The sequence below is a fragment of the Bifidobacterium actinocoloniiforme DSM 22766 genome, assembly GCF_001263395.1.
Classification (GTDB): Bacteria; Actinomycetota; Actinomycetes; order Actinomycetales; family Bifidobacteriaceae; genus Bombiscardovia; species Bombiscardovia actinocoloniiformis.
On sequence record NZ_CP011786.1, the window covers coordinates 646,054 to 667,755 of the forward strand.

15 protein-coding genes are annotated in these 21,702 nt (G+C 59.8%); 6 read left to right on the forward strand and 9 right to left on the reverse strand.

Going from position 1 to position 21,702, the window contains the following annotated elements; all coding sequences use genetic code 11:
- The first annotated feature begins 19 nt into the window (after positions 1-19).
- The 4 genes from AB656_RS02615 (at position 20) to AB656_RS02630 (ending at position 2,749) form a co-directional block, all read left to right on the forward strand.
- Positions 20-559: a peptidylprolyl isomerase gene (locus AB656_RS02615; RefSeq protein WP_033504082.1), complete on the forward strand. Its 540-nt coding sequence runs from the start codon at positions 20-22 to the stop codon at positions 557-559.
- Positions 560-571: 12 nt separating this feature from the next.
- On the forward strand, positions 572-1,072 hold the full coding sequence (locus tag AB656_RS02620) for a very short patch repair endonuclease (protein ID WP_051905277.1): 501 nt from the start codon (positions 572-574) through the stop codon (positions 1,070-1,072).
- A complete protein-coding gene (locus tag AB656_RS02625; RefSeq protein WP_051905278.1) occupies positions 1,069-2,124 on the forward strand; it encodes a Gfo/Idh/MocA family protein in 1,056 nt (351 codons plus the stop codon). The genes AB656_RS02620 and AB656_RS02625 overlap by 4 nt, the downstream gene beginning before the upstream one ends.
- 184 nt (positions 2,125-2,308) lie before the next feature.
- Positions 2,309-2,749, forward strand: a complete 441-nt coding sequence (locus AB656_RS02630; protein WP_051905279.1) for a MarR family winged helix-turn-helix transcriptional regulator — start codon at positions 2,309-2,311, stop codon at positions 2,747-2,749.
- 77 nt (positions 2,750-2,826) lie between these two features.
- On the opposite strand, the gene AB656_RS02635 is transcribed toward AB656_RS02630, so the two are convergent.
- The 8 genes from AB656_RS02635 to AB656_RS02670 all read right to left on the reverse strand — a co-directional run bounded on the left by AB656_RS02635 (position 2,827) and on the right by AB656_RS02670 (position 16,539).
- Entirely contained in the window at positions 2,827-4,254 is a 1,428-nt protein-coding gene (locus AB656_RS02635) for a replication-associated recombination protein A (RefSeq protein ID WP_033504084.1), read from the reverse strand.
- A gap of 86 nt (positions 4,255-4,340) precedes the next feature.
- Positions 4,341-6,977, reverse strand: coding sequence for a DEAD/DEAH box helicase (locus tag AB656_RS02640; protein ID WP_081924846.1), 2,637 nt, complete (start codon positions 6,975-6,977; stop codon positions 4,341-4,343).
- A 204-nt stretch (positions 6,978-7,181) separates the two neighbouring features.
- Positions 7,182-10,289 (reverse strand): type I restriction endonuclease subunit R, encoded by a 3,108-nt coding sequence (locus tag AB656_RS02645; RefSeq protein WP_033504086.1) that lies wholly within the window; start codon positions 10,287-10,289, stop codon positions 7,182-7,184.
- Positions 10,286-10,876: a restriction endonuclease subunit S gene (locus tag AB656_RS02650; RefSeq protein WP_052201412.1), complete on the reverse strand. Its 591-nt coding sequence runs from the start codon at positions 10,874-10,876 to the stop codon at positions 10,286-10,288. Before AB656_RS02650 ends, AB656_RS02645 begins: the two co-directional genes overlap by 4 nt.
- Positions 10,873-11,799 (reverse strand): restriction endonuclease, encoded by a 927-nt coding sequence (locus AB656_RS02655; protein WP_033504088.1) that lies wholly within the window; start codon positions 11,797-11,799, stop codon positions 10,873-10,875. The genes AB656_RS02650 and AB656_RS02655 overlap by 4 nt, the downstream gene beginning before the upstream one ends.
- On the reverse strand, positions 11,796-13,364 hold the full coding sequence (locus tag AB656_RS02660) for a type I restriction-modification system subunit M (RefSeq protein WP_033504089.1): 1,569 nt from the start codon (positions 13,362-13,364) through the stop codon (positions 11,796-11,798). The genes AB656_RS02655 and AB656_RS02660 overlap by 4 nt, the downstream gene beginning before the upstream one ends.
- A gap of 893 nt (positions 13,365-14,257) precedes the next feature.
- Positions 14,258-15,286 (reverse strand): alpha-L-fucosidase, encoded by a 1,029-nt coding sequence (locus tag AB656_RS02665; protein ID WP_033504090.1) that lies wholly within the window; start codon positions 15,284-15,286, stop codon positions 14,258-14,260.
- 53 nt (positions 15,287-15,339) lie between these two features.
- Entirely contained in the window at positions 15,340-16,539 is a 1,200-nt protein-coding gene (locus AB656_RS02670; RefSeq protein ID WP_033504091.1) for an MFS transporter, read from the reverse strand.
- Between the two features lie 592 nt (positions 16,540-17,131).
- Here AB656_RS02670 and AB656_RS02675 point away from each other — a divergent pair.
- Entirely contained in the window at positions 17,132-18,268 is a 1,137-nt protein-coding gene (locus AB656_RS02675) for an ROK family transcriptional regulator (RefSeq protein ID WP_033504092.1), read from the forward strand.
- Between the two features lie 61 nt (positions 18,269-18,329).
- Entirely contained in the window at positions 18,330-20,342 is a 2,013-nt protein-coding gene (locus AB656_RS02680) for a beta-N-acetylhexosaminidase (protein ID WP_081924848.1), read from the forward strand.
- A gap of 158 nt (positions 20,343-20,500) precedes the next feature.
- Here the strand turns inward: AB656_RS02680 and AB656_RS02685 are convergent, their stop codons facing one another.
- On the reverse strand, positions 20,501-21,700 hold the full coding sequence (locus tag AB656_RS02685) for an amino acid ABC transporter permease (RefSeq protein ID WP_081924849.1): 1,200 nt from the start codon (positions 21,698-21,700) through the stop codon (positions 20,501-20,503).
- Positions 21,701-21,702 lie beyond the last annotated feature (2 nt).

Sequence of the window (21,702 nt, forward strand, 5' to 3'; positions counted from 1 at the left end):
CAGTGGGAGAATAAAGACCATGAGCACTATCATCATGCATACATCCGCAGGCGACATCCGCCTGGACCTCTTCGACGACAAAGCCCCCCAGACCGTGGAGAACTTCCTGGGCCTGGCCTCCGGCTCCAAGGAGTGGAAGGATCCAATCACCGGCGAAACCCGGCAGGACCCCTTCTACAACGGCCTGACCTTCCACCGGATCATCAAGGACTTCATGATTCAGGGCGGTTGCCCCTTGGGCACCGGCACCGGCGGCCCCGGCTACGAATTCGACGACGAAATCGACCCCTCGCTGAACTTCGCTGAGCCTTATAAGCTGGCTATGGCTAACGCCGGCCTGCGCCGCGATCCGCGCACCGGCCGCGCCCACGGCACCAACGGCTCCCAGTTCTTCATCACCAGCGTGCCCACCCCTTGGCTGGACGGCCATCACACGATCTTCGGACAAGTTGCGGATGAGCCCTCCAAAAAGGTGGTGGATGCCCTGGACCAGACCGCAACGGACGGCTCTGACCGCCCGCTGGAACCGGTCATGATCGAAACGATCGAAATCCTCTAGAGACCGCGACGCTTGACTACGCTCGGGCGGGGCGGCAGCAAGTTCCCCCGCGGCACCCGTTCCTACACGATGTCCCGCATCCGCGGCAAGGACACTTCGATTGAGCGCATGGTGCGCTCGTATTTGTTCGCGCAGGGGCTGCGCTTTCGCAAGAACGATAAGCGCTACCCGGGTCACCCGGACGTGGTCCTTCCCAAATGGCGGGCCATGGTCTTCGTCAATGGTTGCTTCTGGCACCTGTACGAAGGCTGCGAGAATTATTCCTTACCCAAGTCGCGCGTGGAGTACTGGGCGGCGAAGCTCCTGCGCAACCGGGAACGTGACCAAGAACAGCGAGCGGCCTTAGCCAAGCAAGGTTGGCGGATTTTCACCATCTGGGAGTGCGAGTTGAAACCGGACCGGCGCCAAGCCAGCCTGGAGGCTCTCTACAAGGCCATCACCGGGACGGGCCCCGAAGAAGAAGAAGACGGCGGCCCAAAGAAGCCCACTCAGACAGACAAGGGGTCAGTATGAGTGCATTAAATGGCATGGGGACGCAGGCCAGCGAGCGTGGCCTGCGGGTCAAAGTGGCTATTCTGGGGGCCGGACGCATCGCCCAACATATGGCTGATACGTTGACGCGAATGGCGCAGGACAAGCGCTATCAAGGGCTGGTGGAGCCGTGGGCTGTAGCCTCACGCTCCGAAGAGAGGGCCGAGGCCTTCGCCAAAGAGCACGGCATACCCAAGGCCTACGGGTCCTACCAGGGGCTCCTGGACGACCCGGACGTGGATTTGGTCTACATCGCCACGCCGCACTCCCTTCACGCCGAACAAGCGCATGCCTGCCTCCAGGCGGGTCAGAACATCCTAGTCGAGAAGTCCTTCACCGCCAACGCGGCGCAAGCCGGACCCGTATTGGATGAAGCCCGCGAGCTGGGACTGCTGTGCACTGAGGCCATTTGGACGCGCTACATGCCTTCGCGCAAGATCGTGGACAACATCATCGAATCGGGCGCGATTGGACAAGTCAAAGCCGCATCGGCCAACCTGTGCTACCCGACCACCCATAAACCCAGGATGACCGACCCGGCCTTGGCAGGGGGCGCCCTACTGGACGTGGGCGTCTACCCGCTCAACTTCCTGGATATGGTCTTCGGCCCTAAGCCCCTCGACCGCGTGGAGTCAACGGCTCTGATGCATCCCACCGGGGTAGACGAGCACAACGCCACCACGTTGCTCTACCGCGATGGGACGATGGGGCTGGCGGCCTCCTCCATGACCATGGCCTCCGACCGCTCAGGCGCGATCTGGGGCACTGAGGGCTATCTGGTTTGTCGGAACATCAATAACATCGAGGGCATAGACGTATACGACGCAGACCACCAGCTGGTCGCTCACCGGTCCGTGCCAGCCCAGCTGACCGGCTACGAGTACGAAGTCGCCGCAGCCGCGCGAGCGATTCTGGACGGGGCTAGCGAGTGCCCGCAGATGCCCCATGCCGACACCCTGCGGATGATGGAGCTCATGGATCGAATCCGTGGAATCTGGGGGATGTCCTTCCCCTTTGAGCGCCCTTCCCGTTGAAGTTGATCCGACACTGACAGTCGCGCCGGGGTTACAGACAGGTACGAGGTAAGGTAAACTCGGGGACTCATTCATCGAATGGCACGCACTCGCCGAGGGGAGGCGGTGCTGGAACGGTTCCAGGAACCACGGTGCCGCTTAGCGCGAGGAACCGGCCACACATCGGGGGAGGACCATCATAGCTATGGCCAAGCAGCAGCAATACCACATGATCAGCGTCTATATCGCCAGCATCTACAGGCAATCCAAGGCTGAATACAAGAAGAAGATCGTCAATCCCAGCTGCACAGGCACCCAGAGCGACCTGCTCATGTTCCTCTATGACCACCTCGGCCTCTGCCAGCGGCAAATCGCTGGATTCATGGGCGTGGACCCCTCCCTGCTGGCCCGGGACGTGAAGGCCCTGGAGGAGCAGGGGCTGGTCTCGTGCCAGGCCAACCCAGCGGACCGCCGCGCCAAAGTGGTGACGCTGACCCGGCAGGGCGTCAAGCAATCCAAAGAGCAAATTCAGGCGATTAACGCCTGGTGGGCGCGCTTCTTCCAGCAGGAGCCGGGCATGGACCCCCAGTCCCTCTACCAGGGTCTGGCGTCGGTCAGCCAAAGGCTCCTGGCCGAAACCCGTTAATCCTCAGCCACCCAAGGTTGGGTGGGTTCCCTCCACGCGAAGTCGGATAGGCCCCGGACGCGAGTGGCCGGGGACGTCTAGTCCGACCCCTTAGCGCCGTCGCTTCCCTGGTGATCCTGGCCGGCGCCCTTGGAGCCCGTGTCAGCGTTGAGGATGGCCCGGATCCGTTCCAGGCGGGGGCCCAGTTCCCGCTCGTAGCCTCGGTCGTTGGGCTGATAGTAAACGCGACCAGCCAGCTCGTCCGGCATGTATTGCTGGGGGGCCACCGCGCCCGGCCAATCATGGGCGTAGCGATAGCCCTCCTTGTTGCCCCACTGCTTCATCAGCTTGGTCGGTGCATTACGCAGGTGGAGGGGGACTTGGCCGATACGCCCTGCATCCACGTCCGCTAGCGCCTGGTCGATGGCCATGTACGAGGCGTTGGACTTAGGGGCCGTGGCTACCGCGATGACCGCTTCGGACAGGATGATCCTGGCCTCGGGCATGCCCACCATCGCCACAGCCTGGGCGGCGGCCACGGTGGTCTGGAGAATCTGCGGGGCGGCCATGCCCACTTCCTCGGCGGCGGCGATCATGATCCGCCGTGCGATGAAGCGGGGGTCCTCCCCCGCCCGAATCATCCTGGCCAGGTAGTGCAGGGCGGCGTCCGGATCCGAGCCTCGCATGGACTTGATGAAAGCCGAAGCAACATCGTAGTGATCGTCACCCTGTTTGTCGTACCTGACCGCCGCCACGTCCATCACCGAAGAGACGACGCTCTCGCTGATGACAGGCTTGCGTGCGCCTTTCTTACGCGGTTTGTCGCCAGTGAGAGCCCCGGCGGCCGCCTCCAGGACCGTCAGTGCCTTGCGTGCGTCGCCGCCAGCCAGGGAGACGATGCGCTCCCGCGCGCCCCGATCGACTCTGACTTCGCCTTTAAGGCCGCGCTCGTCTGCGACGGCCCGGTCAATCAGGTCGCCTATGTCGACCGGCTCCAGGGCCTCCAGTTTGACAACGACGGAGCGGGAGAGGAGGGGCGAGATAACAGAGAATGAGGGATTTTCGGTGGTGGCGGCCACCAGGGTCACGTCTCGGTTCTCCACGGCAGGCAAGAGGGCGTCCTGCTGGGACTTGGAGAAGCGATGGACTTCATCCACGAACAGTACCGTCTCCTGGCTGCTGGAAACCAGACGCTCGCGAGCCTCGGTTAACAGGGCCCGCAGCTCCTTGACACCGGATGTGACCGCGGACAGCTCCCGGAAAGCTCGCCCGGACTGTCGGGCCACGATGTAAGCCAGGGTGGTTTTGCCTACCCCCGGAGGGCCGAAGAGGATGACCGAAGCCGGCGCGGTCAGGCGCTGCTGGGCGGACGCCCCTGGCCTGGCCAGGCGTTCCAACGGGGTGCCGGGCGCTATGGCCTTGTCCTGACCTACGACCTCTTCCAGCGTCCGCGGCCGCATCCGCACCGCAAGGGGCAGGGTGTGCTCGTCGGGCGCTTCGGCAGCGCTGAACAAATCGTCTACCATGATTATCGCCAGCCTCCCTCCGAGGAACCAACACCAGTCTAAACGCCCCGTACGCCCAGTGCCGGTGCGCACAAGTCGTCAAGCGCTCACATCTCGAGCAAGTCCTCGATGGGACCTACCTGGTAATCGATGAAGACCGCCTGCCCTTCAGCCTGGGTGGCGTCAAGGTCCACTACCCCGGCTATGCCCCAGTCATGATCGCCCTCCACATCATCGAAGACCTGACGGACCTTCCAGACGTGTTCGGATTGCTCCTTGGACTCTTCCAGGGTGAGGAAATCGGCCGAGCGCGCCTGCTCGTCGATATTGATTGCCTCGTGCGCCTCGTACAGGTCATCCAAGGCGTCCTGCCAAGCGCGTAAGCCGTAACCCCAATCCGCGTCCAACCGGGCCAACTCCTGGGGGTGGTCGAAGGCGACGAGCTCGGTCCGGTGGAACATCGCGTTACGCACCAGGACCCGCAGGGCCCGGCGGTCCTGAACCACCTGCCCCTCCCCCTGGGGCGGCGCCGCGTTCAAGTCGGCGGTTGGCCCAACCGCGCTCTGCCCGGCCGCCTCCCATTCGTCCACCAGGGAGGAGTCGACCGAACGCACCACCAGCCCGAGCCAGGCGATCACGTCGTCCAGGCGCTCGTCCAACATCTCGTCGGGCACGGTACGGCTCAGAGCGCGGTATGCATCCGACAAATAGCGCAGAAGGGTCCCCTCGGAGCGCGAAATGCCGTAGCGGGCTATGTAGGAGTTGAAGTCGGAGGCGGTCTCCAGCATGTCGCGCAAAACTGACTTAGGGCTCAGTTCGAAGTCGTTGGCCCAGGGCACATCGCGCCGATAGCGGTCGAAGGCCTGCCCTAGCAGCTCTTCCAAGGGTTTGGGGTAGGTGACCTCCTGGAGCTTGTCCACGCGGTCCTCGTAGTCCATGCCCTCGGCCTTCATCTCCTGCATCGCCGCGTCGCGCGCCTGCCGCTGCTGGGCACGCAGAACCTGGCGGGGGTCCTCCAGGGTGGCCTCGACCATCGAGATCAGGTCCATGTCGTAGTCAGGCGAATCCGGGTCCAGCAACTCCAGGGCTGCCAAGAGGAAGGGCGAGAGTGGCTGGTCCAGAGCGAAATCCTCAGGCAGGTCGACGGTCGTGTCGTAGTCGGGCCGCCCATCCCGACCGGTCAGGACCTCGATCACGCCGGAATCCTCCAAAGTTTGGAAAATCTCATCGGCCCTGGCGCGCAGGTCCTCCTTCTCCCTGGGGGTCTGGAGGGAATCGTCGATTACCTGGTCCACGCGAGCGCGCGCGTCGCCGCCTTGGGCCACCTCGTTCAGGACCATCGAATGGGTGATCTTCAACCGAGCCTTCAAGGTCTCAGGCTGGGAGGAAATCAGGTGGTCGAAGGTGGTTTCGCTCCAGGCGACGAAACCCTCCGGCGCTTTCTTGCGCTTGATCTTCTTGAGCTTCTTCGGATCGTCTCCCGCCTTGGCCAGGGCCCGTGCGTTCTCGATCTCATACTCGGGCGCCTCGGCCACGACCAAGCCCTGGGTGTCGAAGCCCATCCGTCCGGCCCGCCCGGCTATTTGGTGGAATTCGCGTGAGCGCAGACGGCGCATCCGGCTGCCGTCGTACTTGGTCAGGGCGGTCAAAAGCACGGTGTGGATAGGCACGTTGATGCCCACACCTAGGGTGTCGGTGCCGCAGATGACCGGCAGCAACCCGGCCTGGGCCAACTGCTCGACCAGGCGCCGGTACCGTGGCAGCATTCCCGCATGGTGGACGCCCACCCCGGTGCGCAAGAGGCGGGAGAGGATTTTCCCGAAGCCGGTCGTGAATTTGGTGCCGGCTATGGCATCCTTGATCCTCTCACGGTCCTGCTTGCTGGACACCCCGGAGCTGGAGAGGGCTTGCGCGGTTTCCAGGGCCGCATCCTGGGAGAAGTGAACGATATAAATCGGCGTGTCCCGCTGTGTGATCAGACCGTCGACGGTGGTGGCTGGAGGCGTGTCCACATAGCGGTAGGACAGGGGCACGGGCCGGGGCGCATCGGCGATCACGTCCACCTCGGTCCCGGTGCGCTCGCGTAGGGAATCCGCGATCGCGCTCACATCGCCCAGGGTGGCGGACATGAGCAGGAACTGCGTATCGGGAAGCGTCAGCAGGGGCACCTGCCAAGCCCAGCCCCGCTCTGGGTCGCCGTAAAAGTGGAATTCATCCATTGCCACGCAGCCCACGTCCGCCGACCGGCCCTCGCGCAGGGCCTGGTTGGCCAGGATCTCCGCTGTGCAGCATATGACCGGAGCGTCCGCGTTGATGCGGCTGTCGCCGGTGATCATGCCGACGTTGTCGCGGCCTAAATCGCGTACCAGGTCGAAGAACTTCTCCGATACCAGGGCTTTGATGGGCGCGGTGTAATAGGAACGGCGGCCGGTGCACAGGGCGATGAAGTGCATGGCCAGCGCCACCATCGACTTTCCTGATCCGGTAGGCGTGTTCAGAATGACGTGATCGCCGGCCAGGAGGTCCATGACCGCCTCCTCCTGATGCGGCCAAGGCTCTATCCCCTTGGCCCGGACCCAGTCGAAGAAGCGCTCGTAGAGGTCGTCCTCGCTCAGGTTCCTGGCCTCACCTGAGGCAGGGACCAGGGTCGCCAAGGCGCCAGGCGACGTCAAATCCTCTCCCGCTGGACCTGATGGGGGCTGAGAGGGGGAGGCAGCGGATGGGAAAGACCGGGAAACAGACATAGGCTCAAGTCTAGCCAGAGCCCCGGGCAGACCCTGCTGGAGCGCGAACGCGCCCAGGAACGCGAGCTTGAGCGCGAACGTCGCCGCGCCTCGAGGCGTTAAAAAAACACGTGGTTATGAAAACCGGGGCAGGCGGTTCGACGCCCTCTCCATCAGTGGATATCGTTTCTTTGATCCTGGACGGCCTAGGTCATCAAGGGCCATCTATTCGTCTTGTCCCAATCCGGAGAATCGTTTGAAGAAGACGCTGAGCTTGTCGATGACATGCTGTTTCTTCTCTCCAAGGCCTCCCCTGGCGACGAATCGTGAGATGGGCGGAAGGATGGCCGTAATGGACGTGCCGCTTGTCTGCAAGGTGCCGTTACGGAAAGACTCCTTGATGAACTGCTTCGTCGGTTCAGCCTTGAGGTGCTCTTCATCAATGATGGACTGAAGCTCCTCCTGACGTCTGCGGTTGAGGAAGGTTCGCCACTGCTCATCCACCGTCCCATTCATGGATACCGAACCGACAAAGGCGTCGATCAGATCCTTCTTGTTGCGCAGCGAAGGGCTGGCTGAGACGGCCTTGTTGATCTCGGTTCGTATCTCCTTGTCCTCGCCGTTGCCATGCTTCTGCCGGTATTTGTCCACCAGCATGAGGATGTAGTCGACGTTCACCTCGGTCTGCTTGACCAGCTCGATTTCGAAGGTCAGATCATCGTTGATGTTCTCTTTGTCGGCCTTTTCTGCTGACCGGAAAGTCGAGTATAGATCCAGGTAGACGCTCCGGTAATCCTGGCTCTCCCGTTCGGACAGGATCTCCTGACCCTCGAAGTCATCGAAACTGGTGAGGATGTTCTGCAACCTGAGGATGCTGCCGAAGAGCCCAACGAAGTTCTTCTGCTCCTGTTCGCTCCCTATCCGCTGCCCTATCGGATAGGAACCGAGCAGCTCCTGGACCTTTTGTTTGTATTCCTCGTAGTAGTCCTTGAAGGGCTTGAGCAGCACGATGCCTTGGGCGTCCTTGTTGCCGAAGAGTTCCAAAGCCTCATCGGTTTCCTTCTCAAGGTTTCGGAAAGAGACGATATTGCCGTATGTCTTTACGGAGTTAAGAATTCGGTTGGTCCTGGAGAAAGCCTGGATCAGTCCGTGCATCTTCAGGTTCTTGTCGACGAAGAGCGTGTTCAAGGTGGTCGCATCGAAGCCGGTGAGGAACATGTTGACCACGATGACCATGTCGATCTCGCGGTTCTTCAGCCGCATGGAGAGGTCTTTGTAGTAGTTCTGGAACTTCTCTGAGCTTGTGTCGTAACTCGTCTGGAACATGTCGTTGTAGTCAGCGATGACGTCTTCGAGGAAGTCACGGTCATCCTTGCTTAGGGCCTGGGCGCTGCAATCCTCGTCGTCCAGGATGCCGTCCGTTTCCGCCTCGTTGGGTGCATAGGAGTAGATCAGTCCAATCTTGAGCCGTTGGTCCGGGGCAAGATCGGCCTGCTGATGCTGGAATTCGATGTAGTAGCGTTTGGCGGCTTCAATGGAGGCTGTGGCGAACAAGGCGTTGAACCCATGCACCCGCCGGGACTGTTTGATTTCCTCAACCTTGCGATGGGAGACAATCACATCCTCGATGTTGGTCACCACTGAATGCTGGTAGCTGTCCATCCGTCTGGTCTTCTGGGCGAAGTGATCGAGAGTGTATCTGACGATCTGGTAGATTCGTCTGCTGTCGAGCAATGCCCGCTCGGTGTCGATTCCGGCGACCTGGGTATCCGTCACCCTTCCTTCCCCGATGCTGTCGACGTAGTCGATGCGGAAGGGAAGGACGTTCTTGTCACGGATCGCATCGACGATGGTGTAGGTGTGAAGCTTGTCGCCAAAGGCCTGTTCGGTCGTTCTGAGCTTGGGTTTGCCGCCGGTTCCTGAGTTCTTGGCGAAGATGGGTGTGCCAGTGAAACCGAAGAGGTTGTATCGCTTGAAGGCGTGGGTGATCATGGTGTGCATGTCGCCGAACTGGGAGCGATGGCACTCGTCGAAGATGATCACGACATGCTGACCGTAGACCGGATGGTCAGGGTTGGCCTTGATGAAGGTCGACAGCTTCTGAATGGTTGTGATGATGATGCGGGCGTTGGAGTCCTCCAGCTGCTTCTTGAGCACCTTGGTGGAGGTGTTGGAATTCGCGGCCCCCTTCTCGAAACGGTCATACTCCCGCATGGTCTGGTAGTCGAGGTCCTTTCGATCGACAACGAAGAGAACCTTGTCCACATCGGCCATCTGGGTTGCCAACTGCGCCGTCTTGAAACTGGTCAGGGTTTTGCCTGATCCCGTCGTATGCCAGACGTAGCCACCTGCTGCTCTGGTGCCCAGCTTGCGGTAATTGGTGGACTGCACGATGCGCCGCAGGATGCGCTCCGTGGCGACGATCTGGTAGGGGCGCATGACCAGCAGCAGGTTGTCGGCGGTGAGGACGCAGTACTTGGTCAGGACGTTCAGAATGGTGTGCTTCGACAGGAAGGTCTTGGTGAAGGAGCGCAGGTCCATGATCGGTTTGTTGGTGGCATCCGCCCACCAACTGGTGAACTCATAGCTGTTGGAGGTCTGCCTCCGCGTCGACTTGCCCTGTTTTGCAGCCTCACCGATTTGCTGACGCCGTGTGGTGTTGGAGTAGTACTTGGTAAGGGTGCCGTTGCTGATGATGAAGATCTGCACATACTCGAAGAGGCCGGACCCAGCCCAGAAGGAATCACGCTGGTAGCGGTTGATCTGGTTGAAGGCCTCCCGCAGGTCCACGCCCCGCCGCTTGAGCTCCACATGGATCAAAGGCAGACCATTGACGAGGATGGTCACATCATACCGGTTCGAGTACTTGGCCTTACCTCCGTCTGCTTGACCGGGGACCTCGTATTGGTTGATGACCTGAAGCTTGTTGTTGTGGATGTCCTTCTTGTCGATCAGCATGATGTTCTTGCTGCTGCCGTCGTCTCGGCGGAGCACCTGAACGCTGTCACGCTGGATGTGCACCGTCTTCTCCGTTATGCCCTCGTTGCTGTCGGTGATGCTGGTCTTGAAGAACCGCTCCCACTCCTCGTCGGTGAAGACGATATGGTTCAGATCCTCGAGCCGAGCACGGAGGTTGGAGATCAGATCGTCCTCGGTGTGTATGGGCAGATACTCGTATGCCTGCGATTGTAGGATTCGGATGAACTCCTTCTCGAGCTCGGCCTCCGACTGGTATTCAGCCTGCTCAGCAGCCGGAGCCTCATATTCGGCAACGACGGTACTCTCCGAAGACAAGGCAATCGGATCAATCAGATATGCGGCTGCTTCGTTCATGCCCCCAACTCCTTAAAAGTCAACAGCTGATCCCGGTAATATTCGTATTGCTTGTGCCTCATTTCCAGCTCTGCTTCCAGCGAGGTGAATGAGTCAAGAATCCGTACAATCTCCTTCTGCACTTCCAGAGGTGGAACTGGTATGGGCAAATCGTCGGTGTCTTTTACGCTCAGTTGTGGAATTTTGACAGAAGTTGATTCGGCCAGCTGCTGTAATCGGTTAACCTTGGTGAGTAGAAAGTAGTAAACAAATTTTTGGTCCACGCATGAATCTTGCAGACTATAGGACCAAAGTTCCGATTTATGGGTAAATGGCTTGTCATAATAGCTAAAACCGATGTGACCACGTGATTTAACGATGATGCTTGGTTCATTGATAATATCTTTTTGGGGAACGCAATCTTCTCGGACATCCGCGATCGTCTCGCCTCCGGCGAATATTCGTAAGGGGCCTGGCTGATTCGCAAGTTGGCGCATCCTACCTGCAGTAATTTGGGTTCCGTGGTTTCTCCGGCCCAACGAGGCAAGTGGTTTGAATTCAACTCCGTCTGGGCAGAGTTCTTGAATAAGGTCATTGATTCTGCTCATGCGAAATAGTCCTCATCGATTCGTACAACCTTTACCGTCTCCTTTGTTTCCACTCCAATGCCGTAAGCAATCATGAGTTGAGTGAGCCGTTTGCCGTCGATCAGAATGATCCGGCTTGGAACTTCCTGGGCATATTGGACCGCCCCTGAGCTAAAGCTGCTGGTGGTGATGAACAGGCCTCCGTCAGCCTTACCGCTCAATGCCCCGACAAAACTTTGCACTTCCGGACGGTGCACGGAATTAGTGCTTCCGTATCGTTTGGCCTGGATGTAGATTTTACTCAACCCAAGGGCATCCTGATCGATGATTCCGTCAATGCCACCATCGTTGGTCAGCCGAGTAACTGTCCCTTTTCCGTGCGTGCCACCATATCCCATGGCAATGAGAAGGTCCATAACGACATATTCGAAGAAGGCCGGTTCTCGTGATTGAATCATCGAAAGCAGCTCGGCAGCCACATCGCTATTGATGCGCTCGACACCTTCCTCGATCATCTCGATTGGGTCTAATGCTGTACAGTCACTCAGACGGTTCGCTTTCGGAACTGCGGTATCTTCAATGATTTCGGTAGCGCCTTTTCGTACCCACCAATTATCGTCAGGCTTCGCTAAGGCCCTCAAGTCTTTTTCGGTGATGGCTACTGGATACTGCTTAAGTAAGGTGTGGCCGATTTCAGTAATTCTGTATTGCCCACGAGATGGCCTCTCAATTGCATCGACACGATTGAGATACGATACGGCCCAGGTTATGCGATTTTCGGCAACTGGCTGACCAGAAGAGAGCTTTGCCGTTTTTTGTGAATCACTTAATGCGCAGAGCGTTGTTACTTTATGGCGCAGTTCATGGACTGGAAGAGTCTCTCCAGTAGATAAAACAGCCAGGACCGGGTGGATGAACTGTTCCCAAGTCGGTAATCCTGTCATGCCGAGCCCTCCAAATCCGCCACGATTGCGTCTATCTGCGTTCTCAGCGCCTGCTCGCGTTTGACTATCTCGTCAATGCGCTGGTTGAGTTCATGGATGTCGATGTGCTCGCTGGTGTCCTCTGGCTGCACGTAGCTGGATACGGCGATGTTGTATTCGTTCTCGCCGATTTCCGAATTTTGGACCAGCTTGGTGCGGTGTTCCACATCCTTGCGTTGTGTGTACCAATCCAGTATCTGCTGACGATTATCGGTTGTGAGCTTGTTCTGGTTGCCTGAGTGCTCGAACTGGTCGGAGGCGTCGATGAACTGTATGCCATTGTCTCTTTTGGACTTCTTGAGCACGATGATGCAGGTGGCTATGGTGGTGCCGAAGAAGAGGTTCGACGGCAGCTGAATCACCGTATCCACATAGTTGTTGTCGACCAGGTACTTGCGTATCTTGCGCTCAGCCCCACCACGGTAGAGCACGCCCGGAAACTCGACAATGGCCGCCGTACCGTCTGTGGACAGCCATGAGAGGATGTGCATGGTAAAGGCCAGGTCGGCCTTGGAAGGTGGGGCCAGCACCCCTGCGGGCGCGAAGCGTTCGTCGTTGATGAGCAGAGGATTGTTCTTGCCCTCCCAATGGATGGAATAAGGCGGATTCGACACGATGGCTTCAAAGGGCTCGTCATCCCAATGGGCGGGGTTCGTCAGGGTGTCTCCATGCGCCAGATCGAACTTCTCGTAGTTGATGCCATGGAGGAACATGTTGATGCGTGCCAGGTTGTAGGTGGTCAGATTGATTTCCTGACCGAAGAAACCTCGATGGACGTTCCTCTCTCCTAAGACCTTGGCAAACTGGAGCAGGAGGGAACCGGACCCGCACGCCGGATCATAGACCCCATCCACCTCGGTCTTGCCGACCACGGTGATGCGGGCCAGAAGCTCCGATACCTCCTGCGGAGTGAAGAACTCCCCACCCGACTTACCGGCCTGGGAGGCGTACATGTTCATCAGATACTCATAGGCGTCACCGAAAGTGTCGATCTGAGTGCCCTCATCGACTCCCAACTGCATGTCTCCGATGGCGTTAAGGAGTCGAGCCAGCTTCTTGTTGCAGTCCGCGACGGTGGGACCGAGCTTGTTGCTGTTGACATCAAGATCGTCAAAAAGGCCCTTGAGGTCATCCTCGCTGGGAGTGCCCACTGCCGAGCCTTCGCTGTTCTTGAAGACCCGCTCGAGCGTCTCGTTAAGATTCTCGTCGGTCTCGGCCTTGGCTCGCACGTTTGCGAACAGCTCGGAGGGAAGGATGTAGAAGCCCTTCTCCTGTACCGTGTCAGCCCGTCCGAATTCAGCCTCATCGTCAGTGATCTTGGCGTAGTCGAAATCAGTGTTGCCGGCTTCGCGCTCGCCCTTGTTGAGGTAGACCGTCAGATTCTCCGAGATGAAGCGATAGAACAGCAGGCCCAGCACATAGGATTTGAAATCCCAGCCGTCCACTGACCCACGCAGCTCATTGGCCATCTTCCAAATCGTCTTATGCAGCTCTGCACGCTCTGCTTCCTTGGAGCCACGCGCCATCTAGTCCTTCTTCCCTTATAAGTCGATACCTCATCGTTCAAATGGATTGGAGTAGACCCAACCGAACAACAGAGTTCAGAATAAGGTCATCTTATGACTTGTTAGCTTTTTACCGTAGTTGGCTCCTCCTTCTCCCAGCCCATACGCGCCGGGAAGGGCGGCGGGGTAGTCAGGCGCCGAGTTCTTTCCAATATGCTTCGGTGGGTTCTTAGATGGATTGTTCGGCGGACTAGAATAATTGCGAAGCCTGCTCCCTGGGCCCGGCCCCATGAGCCCACGAACTTTGACTGGATTCCGGCCTGCTCCTTAACGGTCGTCTGACTTCTTGCGGGGCTGGCCAACGCACGCCTGGCGATCGCCGCAAGTCGGCGGCACTTGCTTGCCTGAGCCTTGTGTCGGCGAAACATTAAGGGGACGCATTCACTCAGCTCGAGTTTCCTCCTCCGTCGGTGAATTGACGGTCTTCGAGCATGGCCGGTGGGGGTCTGGGAAGGCTCCGCAAGGCAAAGCTGATCCGCCTTGGTTCGCCAGGCTGCAAATATCGTCCGCGGTATTCGAGGGTCGCGCTCTGGCAGCCGCCTGGATTACGCATTCCAATCAGGAGTTCCCGGCACTGAAGGAAACCCAGGTGCACCGAGGTCCGGGGGTGTGCCATTAGGGCGCTGAATCACGACTAGCGGTGCGTGACTGCGCAGCCGCCGAATGCCGCAACTGTCTGCACGGGCCTCCTCCTGCCACCCGCGATGGAGCGCCCTCAGATTCAGCCCGATCACGGTGAAGCGCTTCCGAGCTCCCGTGGGCATCGACCGGACCTCGTGCTGACAAGACCCCGCGCTGTCCGGCATCACGCCTTCCAGCACAGGGTCACCCGCTAATTCCAAGGAATCAGCAGCTTATGCTTCCAAGGCGCGCGCACCAAGAAGAGCCTTCTCGGCGGCCATGGGCACCCTGCCGAGGCCGTCAAGCCCGATATTGAGCAGGTAGTTGATTCCGTACTTATTCAGATGGTTCTTATAGGCGTGGATGGTCTGCGCGCTCTTCCAATTCTGGTCGTGATAGGAGAAGCCCCAGGAATCATTGATGGTCCCGGCGGTCTCGTACAGGCCCAGCTTGGAAGGTTTGAAACCGACGATGGAATTGTAGTCCACCGAGCCGTCGTCCACGGTCTTGACGCTGGCGTCATCGTCGTCAGGGATCTCGTTGTCCCCCAGCGAGACGTAATCGTAACGACCGTTGCCCAGTCGGGAATTGATCAGGCAGTCTGGTTGGAGACGTTTGACCGTCTCATAGATGGTCTGGCTCTGCTCATCGCTTAGGGTCATGGGGACATCGAACCAGGCAACAGCGATATCGCCGTAGTTGCTCATGATCTCCTCGATCTGCGGGAGGATCTTGTGGTCGAATGCCCGCTGATAGTCCTTCTCCCCCTGGAAGTCCCAACTGTTGTCCCAAGTCGTGCCGGCCGTCTCGATGTCGTTCGACAGATAGCCTCCGCCATCAGGATCGTGCCAGTCAAGGTCTTGCGAGTAGTAGAGACCGAAGCGAAGGCCGGCCTTGCGACAAGCCAGGGAGAGCTCCCCTATCACGTCCCGATGGAAGGGTGTGGCGTCGTAAACGTTGTAGGGGTCCACCAGTGACCGGTACATGGCGAATCCGTCATGATGCTTGGTCGTGACCACCAGGTACTGCATTCCGCACCTCTTGGCCAGATCCACGATGGCGTCGGCATCGAAGTAGACTGGATTAAAGGCCCGGGTCAAACGCTCGTAGTCCTTGTTCGGAATCTGCAGCTTCGACTGGATCCACTCAGCGTAATTGCTGGATGAACGCCCCTGGTACTCCCCGCCAAGGAGGGAGTACAGGCCCCAATGAATCATCATGCCGTACTTGGCTTGCTTGAACCACTCAGTGTTATCGATCATACTTTGCTTACCTCTTTCCCGAATCGCGGAAACCTGCCTGCCCATACGACCAATCAAATGGTCAGCTTGTCCTTCCTAACGATGAAGACGTCATAGAAGGCCAACAGGATGTAGCAGACTCCAGCGCACAGAATCATGAATCCGGAATCCCTGTTGCCCAGGATCAAGCCGAGCGCTTGGAAGAAGTACGGCGCCACCAGCGAACCAATGTTGATGCCGATCAGGATGATGGAGGTGGTCAGATTCATTGACCCCTTCGGCGAATAGGCCACCATCCTGGCCGTAAGGGCCGGATTGATGATGCCATTGCAGAAGCCCGCCACCAGGACCAGGACCAGCAGGACCGGGATGGAGTTGGCGAAAGGCATGGCGATCAGCACCACAGCCGTCAGCATCTCGAAGATGAAGACCGTGGCCTTGCCGCACCACTTAGCCAATTGTTCGAAGGCAATGCCCGAAACGATCGAGCAGAGAACCAGGAATCCGAAGATCCTGGTGGCGTCAGCCGCGGAACCGATATGGGAATCAACCATGTGGCTGGCCAGTTTCAAGGAAATCGACGAGTAGAAGAGGCAGACGAAGAGGAAGACGATGGCCAGTTGAATGACGCCGCCATTGGTGGAAGGCCTGATGTCCGAATCTTCCTCGACCTCCTTGCCTTCTTCGACGGTGACACGGTCGAGCCGCTTGGGCACGAAGAGGGCGACCAGCACAATCGGCACGATCAGGAAGAGGAACACCAGGTAAGTCGCATGCCAGGAGACGTTGATCAAAAAGCCCGCGATGAAGAGCATGATCGCATCGCCAATGGCTCCGACGGAATTCCTCCAACCAAGGAGCCTGTTCCTGATCCGCTCAGGGAAGATGTCGGTGATGTAGGACACGCTCAGGGGCGTGAAGATACCCATGCCTACGCCAAACATGGCCCTGGAGAGGAATATGGCGGGGTAGCTGTAGAAGAACGCAGGTATGACGCCGAAGATCAGGGAGACGATCAGCCCCATCAGTACGGTGTACTTCTTGCCCAGTTTATTCGAGATGAGGCCGCTGACCACAGTCCCCAGAAGGACGCCGCCGGTGGGAATAACCACGAGCAGCTCGACATTCGCCTCTGAGATATTCGAGAAGTACTGTTTCATCAGCGGTATTGTCCCGGACACTGCATTGGACACCGACATCAGGAAAGATATGGACAAAACGCCCAGCATCAGCAAAGGTGAACTGGTGTTCACCGGTTTGTCGCCCGTTCTCATTTATGTTCCTTTCAGGTATGACGATCATCGCTTCATCGCATGGATAGCCTTAGCGGAATTGCTTCGCTGCCTTCTTCCAACCATGGTTCCGACCACCGAGTCATCTTTGCCCTGTAGCCCACTCCAGGAATAGTAAAGATTATATACTTATTGCATATGCCAAGCAAAACGACGGCGGCCGCGTAAGCACTGCAGTGACGGACAGCTGACGGGCGAACGAGGGGTTGCGGAAACAACCCACGCAGACAGGAGACACCTCCCCCGGACCGGTCCGAAACCCATAGTATTCCCGGCCTTGCCGCACGATGGCGCCCCGAAGCGGAACAGCTGGCCAAAAGACGCCTTGGGGCGGCTATTCGGTTGAGGCTGGCGCGGCTCCACCCATGCCGGGCGATTTCGGAAGGCTTGCCGCGAACGAGAGCCCAGCGGAGCGCCCCCCCCCGCGTCGAAGCACGAAAGCTGATTACGCGTTCCTATGAGCGATGACTCAGCCGCCTACTGAGCGGATGCCGCCACCTTCCCGGTACGTGTTACGCGGACTCGGTAGAGTAGTCTCATGCGACGAACGCAGGCGGACAGGAGGGCGAGCCCGATGAGCGTAAGGACATCCACAGGCCACAACGCCGCAAGCGGCAGGCATCGGTTGGCCTCGCTGCCCTCGGATATCCGGCGCAGCAACCGCCGCGCCGTCCTGCGCGCCCTCTACCCGAACCGATGGCGCTCCCGTGCTGACCTGGCAAAAATCACTGGCCTATCCAAGGTGTCGGTTTCGGATGTGGTGGCCACCCTGATTGATGATGGCCTGCTGGTCGAGGGCGGCTACAAGCCCTCCTCAAAGCCCGGTAAGCCCGCCCTACTGGTCGGCATCCAAGTCCAGGGCATGAACGTCATTGGACTTGACCTGGCCCAGGCGGGCACCCTCAAGGGCATTCTGACCGACCTGGAAGGCCACGTGCTGGCCCGCGCCAGCATACCGGCGCCTGATGCCAAGCCCATGCCCTTGAACCCAATCATGGACTTGTGCAAGCGTTTGCAAGACCAGTCCAAAGCTCCCATCCTCGGCCTCGGCATAGCAAGCCCTGGCACAGTCGACACGGCAGGCAGGGTCTTGGCCGCCCCCAACCTCGGCTGGGCCGACCTGAGCCTGGCCCAGGCTCTGCGCGAGGGGCTCGGCCTGGAGGTCTGCCTGGCCAATGACGCGGACAGCGCGGTCTTCGGCGAACGTTGTTTCGGAGGTGGCCCGGCGAACATGATCCTGGTCCAAATCGCCCGCGGCGTGGGGGCAGGCGTCTTAATCGACGACCGAATCGTGCACGGGTCGCACTATGTAGCCGGCGAGATCGGGCACGTCGTTATCGACGAGAACGGCATACCCTGCGCCTGCGGCAAACGCGGCTGTCTGGAGACCACGACCTCGGTGCCATCACTGACCGCCAGGATAGCCCAAGCGCCCGAACGGCGCGAAGAGATCATAACCCTGGCTGGTCAAGCCCTGGGTTCCGCCCTGTCAATGCCGGTAGCGTTGACCAATATCGACGACATCGTCGTGGCCGGTCCCGCGTCCATCGCGACCGCGACGATGCTGGAAACGGTCCAGAACACCATCAACGACCGGGTGCGTTCACGATTCATCGAAGCGGTGCGCGTCCGCCCTTCAGCCTTGGGTTCGGATGCCGCCGCCTTGGGCGGCGTGGCCGGCGTGCTCCGCGAGCGCCTAGGCGTCTTTTAGGACCGACTCGCGCTATGGGGAAAGCGCACAGACCAAGCCCAACGGGAAGAAGGCATGACCCATGACACCTCACAATCCAGCACCGCCGACAGCCTGCGCACCGGACGCGGGTTTGGCCCTGATTCCCCGCCCGCGATCGCTGACGGCCACCGGTGGGGAGTTCCTCCTCCCCTTCCAGGGGCGGGTGTGCTACCAAGGGCCTATGGACGCTCAGTCCTGCCAGACAGGGGCCTTGCTCGCCGAGCAACTGACCGACGAAATCGAAGCGGCTTGCAGCTACTCCTGGGATCATGCCCAAGGCTGCCTATGGTCAGCGGACCTGACCCTGGGCTTGGACCCTTCACTGAGCAAGCAGGCCTACCGGTTGACAATCGGCGGGCACCCAGCTGGTGAAGGAGCATCGTCGGCGCCCATCAGCCTTCTGGGCGGCGACCTGGACGGGCTGCGCTATGCGGTCCAAACCTTACGCCAGATACTGCGGCAGACCGGCGCTCTCCTGCCCTGCCTGACGATTGAGGACTCACCAGTCTTCCCGGTGCGTTCCTACAGCCTGGACGTCACCCGTGGCCGTGTCCCCACCATGAACTGCCTCAAAGGGTGGGTCGATGCGCTGGCGCTATGCAAGTACAACCAGCTCCAACTCTACGTGGAGCACGCGTTCGCCTTCGATGGGATGAGCGAATCCTGGCGAGGCTGCTCCCCCCTGCTCCCGCAGGACATCATCGACCTGGATGCTTACTGCCGTTTGCAGGGAATTGAGCTGGTCCCCTCGTTATCCACCTTCGGCCATCACTACGTCAACCTGCGCACCCGCACACTGCGCCGCTTGGGCGAATTCCCCGAAGACGCGGACCGGCCCTTCTCCTTCATCGAACGCCAGGAGCACCATACGCTTAACGTGGCGGAACCTGATTCCTTCGCATTCTCCACCGCCATCATCGACGCCTACGCCCAGCTCTTCACCAGCCGCCAATTCAACATCGGCGGCGATGAGACTTTCGACCTGGGCCGAGGCCGTTCAAAGCCCTTGGCTGACCAGGTGGGCGTCGATAAGCTTTACGCTGACTACCTGACCCGCCTGTGCGACCACTTGAGTTCCCAGGGCCGAGAGCCCATGTTCTGGGGCGACATCGCGGTCTCGATGCCCGCGATCCTGCCTCGTCTGCCCAAGAGCTGCCTCCTGCTCAACTGGCTCTACAGTCCAAGGGTGGATGACAGCAAGGTCAAGCTGGTGGCCGATATGGGTTTGCCTCAGTACGTGTGCTCCGCGGTGCAAGCGTGGAACGGTTTGCTGCCGCGTGTGTCCGACGCCTGGTCCAATATCTCCCGCCTGTCCGCTTACGGCCAGCGATACGGCGCCGTAGGCTCGATGGTGACCGATTGGGGTGACTACGGTCATATCAACGATCCAGTCATGTCCCTGCCTGGCATGGCCTACAGCGCCCAGTGCTCCTGGGACACCCAGGGCCAGGACCAGCGCTCGTGCGACCGTGCCATCACCAGCTTGTTCTTTGCAGACCGGTCCGGAGCGAGCATGGCGGCCCTGGAGCATGCCAGCACCTGCCAAGCCTTCTCCTGGAGCGATTTGGTCACTTACTTGGAGTTGGACGACGGCAAGGGTGGCATCAACCAGGATGTGAGCCGGGTTGTGGGCCTGATCAAGGGACAGCAGGCCTGGCAAGGGGCCGATCAGACCGGTTTAGCCGGCGCCCGCCGCCGCTACTTGGAGATTTCGGCCGACTCCCTTACCGCCGTGCCGCAGACCAATGACCGTTTGAGTCAGGCGGCGCGCGATCTGGCCTCTTCCTTGAAGAGCCCTGCGGGCCAGCCTCTCCAGCTGGCGATTGAGGGGCAGCGTCTCTTCAATCTGCTGGGCTGGCAGCTGGCCCGGCGTGAGGGTCTGCTGGCGGATGCGAGCGGAGCTGGTGAGAGCGAGGCGCGGGCTCTGGCGGGAGGCCTGGAGACATGGTTCGAGGCCTATCGGTCCCGCTGGCGGAAAGTGAGCCGCGAGGCCGAGCTGAGAAAGGTGGCGACCGTGGTCTGGGCCTTCGCTGACATGCTCCGTCAAGGTTGAACACCCATCCCACCTCGCGGCACCAGCCGAAGTCAGGCGTCGGCCTCCTGATGCATGAACGGCGGCTCGGGGTTCATCCAGGAGTTCCTCACTCTCTGGCTAACCCCGAGCCGCCGCTTTCGCCATAGGCAATGCCAGCGCTTGAATCTGCCCCGCCGTTAACGCTTTCCGCCGTCATCCTGACCGGATGGACCCTCGTCGTCGTGGTTCTCACCATGCTGGCTTGAATCGCGTTGGCCTGCGCCCTCCTGACGCGACAGCTTGCTGCGTAGGAAATCGGTGATTCCGTGGGCCTTAGCCTCCGCCTGTGACTCCAGGTGGGTGTCATCATAGCCTTGCATGTACCGCGTCTCCCGCCAGTGACGGATGGAGGCGTTTGTTCCGCGATGATGCACATGGTGCTGGAGAGGCGCGCCGCCGAAGCGGTCCTGATCCACCTCTTTGGCGACCGCGATCTGGTTGACGTTCGAGGCGTCCATAATGGCCAGGGGCGGAACCGGTTCGACATCAACCGGCGCTGCAGGGGCAGCGGTGCGCTTCTGCATGCGCTCTGGCAGGATTCGCGCCAACTTGGACAGGAAGGAGCATGCCACAAAGTAGATGACAGCTGCCACGACCAGGGTTTGGAGGATGTTGAAGTGCATCGAACCCAGACGCCGGGACTCCTGAAGGAGGTCGGTGTACATGATGATCGAGCCCAGTGCCGTGTCCTTCAACACGACGACCAGCTGGGTGACCGCTGCTGGCAGCATGGCGTAGACGGCCTGAGGCACCTCCACCTGCATCAGCGACTGGGTCTGCGTCAGCCCCAAAGCCAAGCAGGCTTCCCTCTGGCCGCCGGGCAGGTTGCCCACGCCGGAGCGGACCAGCTCGGCCACGACTGAACCGTTGTAGAGAATCAAGGCGAGCACCACGGCCCAGTAGGAGGCCTCGCTGACGCCGGAGAATGCGAACCAGCGCCAGAAGAAAATCATCAGCATCAGGACAGGCACGGCCCTGCAGAACTCCACGACGACCCCCGAGACCGCCCGCACGATCACAGAGGGCAGGAGGCGGCCGATGCCGAAGAGAAAGCCGAAAACGACCGAGCCGATCACCGCCACGATCGAGGCTTTGATGGTCAGCCAGAGACCAGGCAGGTAGAAGTCGGTCCAGGCTTCGGTGTCCAAGGCAGGCTTCCACAGGTCCCATGCGAGCTGGTTCTCGCCATCCGGCGGATTGTGCAGGCGCAAGAGAATCAGAACGACGATCAAGGCGAAAACCACGGCCGCGATCCAGTTGACGATTTTAATCTTGCGCAAGCCCTTGGGCCCTGGTTGGTCGAACAGGAGGGAGCTTTCATTATTTAACTTGGCCAAGG

Bases quoted from the DNA above. Each gene is read 5' to 3' on its own strand.
- AB656_RS02680 (WP_081924848.1), top strand. From the start codon at position 18,330: ATGACACCTCACAATCCAGCACCGCCGACAGCCTGCGCACCGGACGCG.
- AB656_RS02665 (WP_033504090.1), bottom strand. From the start codon at position 15,286: ATGATCGATAACACTGAGTGGTTCAAGCAAGCCAAGTACGGCATGATG.
- AB656_RS02625 (WP_051905278.1), top strand. From the start codon at position 1,069: ATGAGTGCATTAAATGGCATGGGGACGCAGGCCAGCGAGCGTGGCCTG.
- AB656_RS02630 (WP_051905279.1), top strand. From the start codon at position 2,309: ATGGCCAAGCAGCAGCAATACCACATGATCAGCGTCTATATCGCCAGC.
- AB656_RS02650 (WP_052201412.1), bottom strand. From the start codon at position 10,876: ATGAGCAGAATCAATGACCTTATTCAAGAACTCTGCCCAGACGGAGTT.
- AB656_RS02615 (WP_033504082.1), top strand. From the start codon at position 20: ATGAGCACTATCATCATGCATACATCCGCAGGCGACATCCGCCTGGAC.
- AB656_RS02670 (WP_033504091.1), bottom strand. From the start codon at position 16,539: ATGAGAACGGGCGACAAACCGGTGAACACCAGTTCACCTTTGCTGATG.
- AB656_RS02660 (WP_033504089.1), bottom strand. From the start codon at position 13,364: ATGGCGCGTGGCTCCAAGGAAGCAGAGCGTGCAGAGCTGCATAAGACG.
- AB656_RS02640 (WP_081924846.1), bottom strand. From the start codon at position 6,977: ATGTCTGTTTCCCGGTCTTTCCCATCCGCTGCCTCCCCCTCTCAGCCC.
- AB656_RS02655 (WP_033504088.1), bottom strand. From the start codon at position 11,799: ATGACAGGATTACCGACTTGGGAACAGTTCATCCACCCGGTCCTGGCT.
- AB656_RS02645 (WP_033504086.1), bottom strand. From the start codon at position 10,289: ATGAACGAAGCAGCCGCATATCTGATTGATCCGATTGCCTTGTCTTCG.
- AB656_RS02635 (WP_033504084.1), bottom strand. From the start codon at position 4,254: ATGGTAGACGATTTGTTCAGCGCTGCCGAAGCGCCCGACGAGCACACC.
- AB656_RS02675 (WP_033504092.1), top strand. From the start codon at position 17,132: ATGAGCGTAAGGACATCCACAGGCCACAACGCCGCAAGCGGCAGGCAT.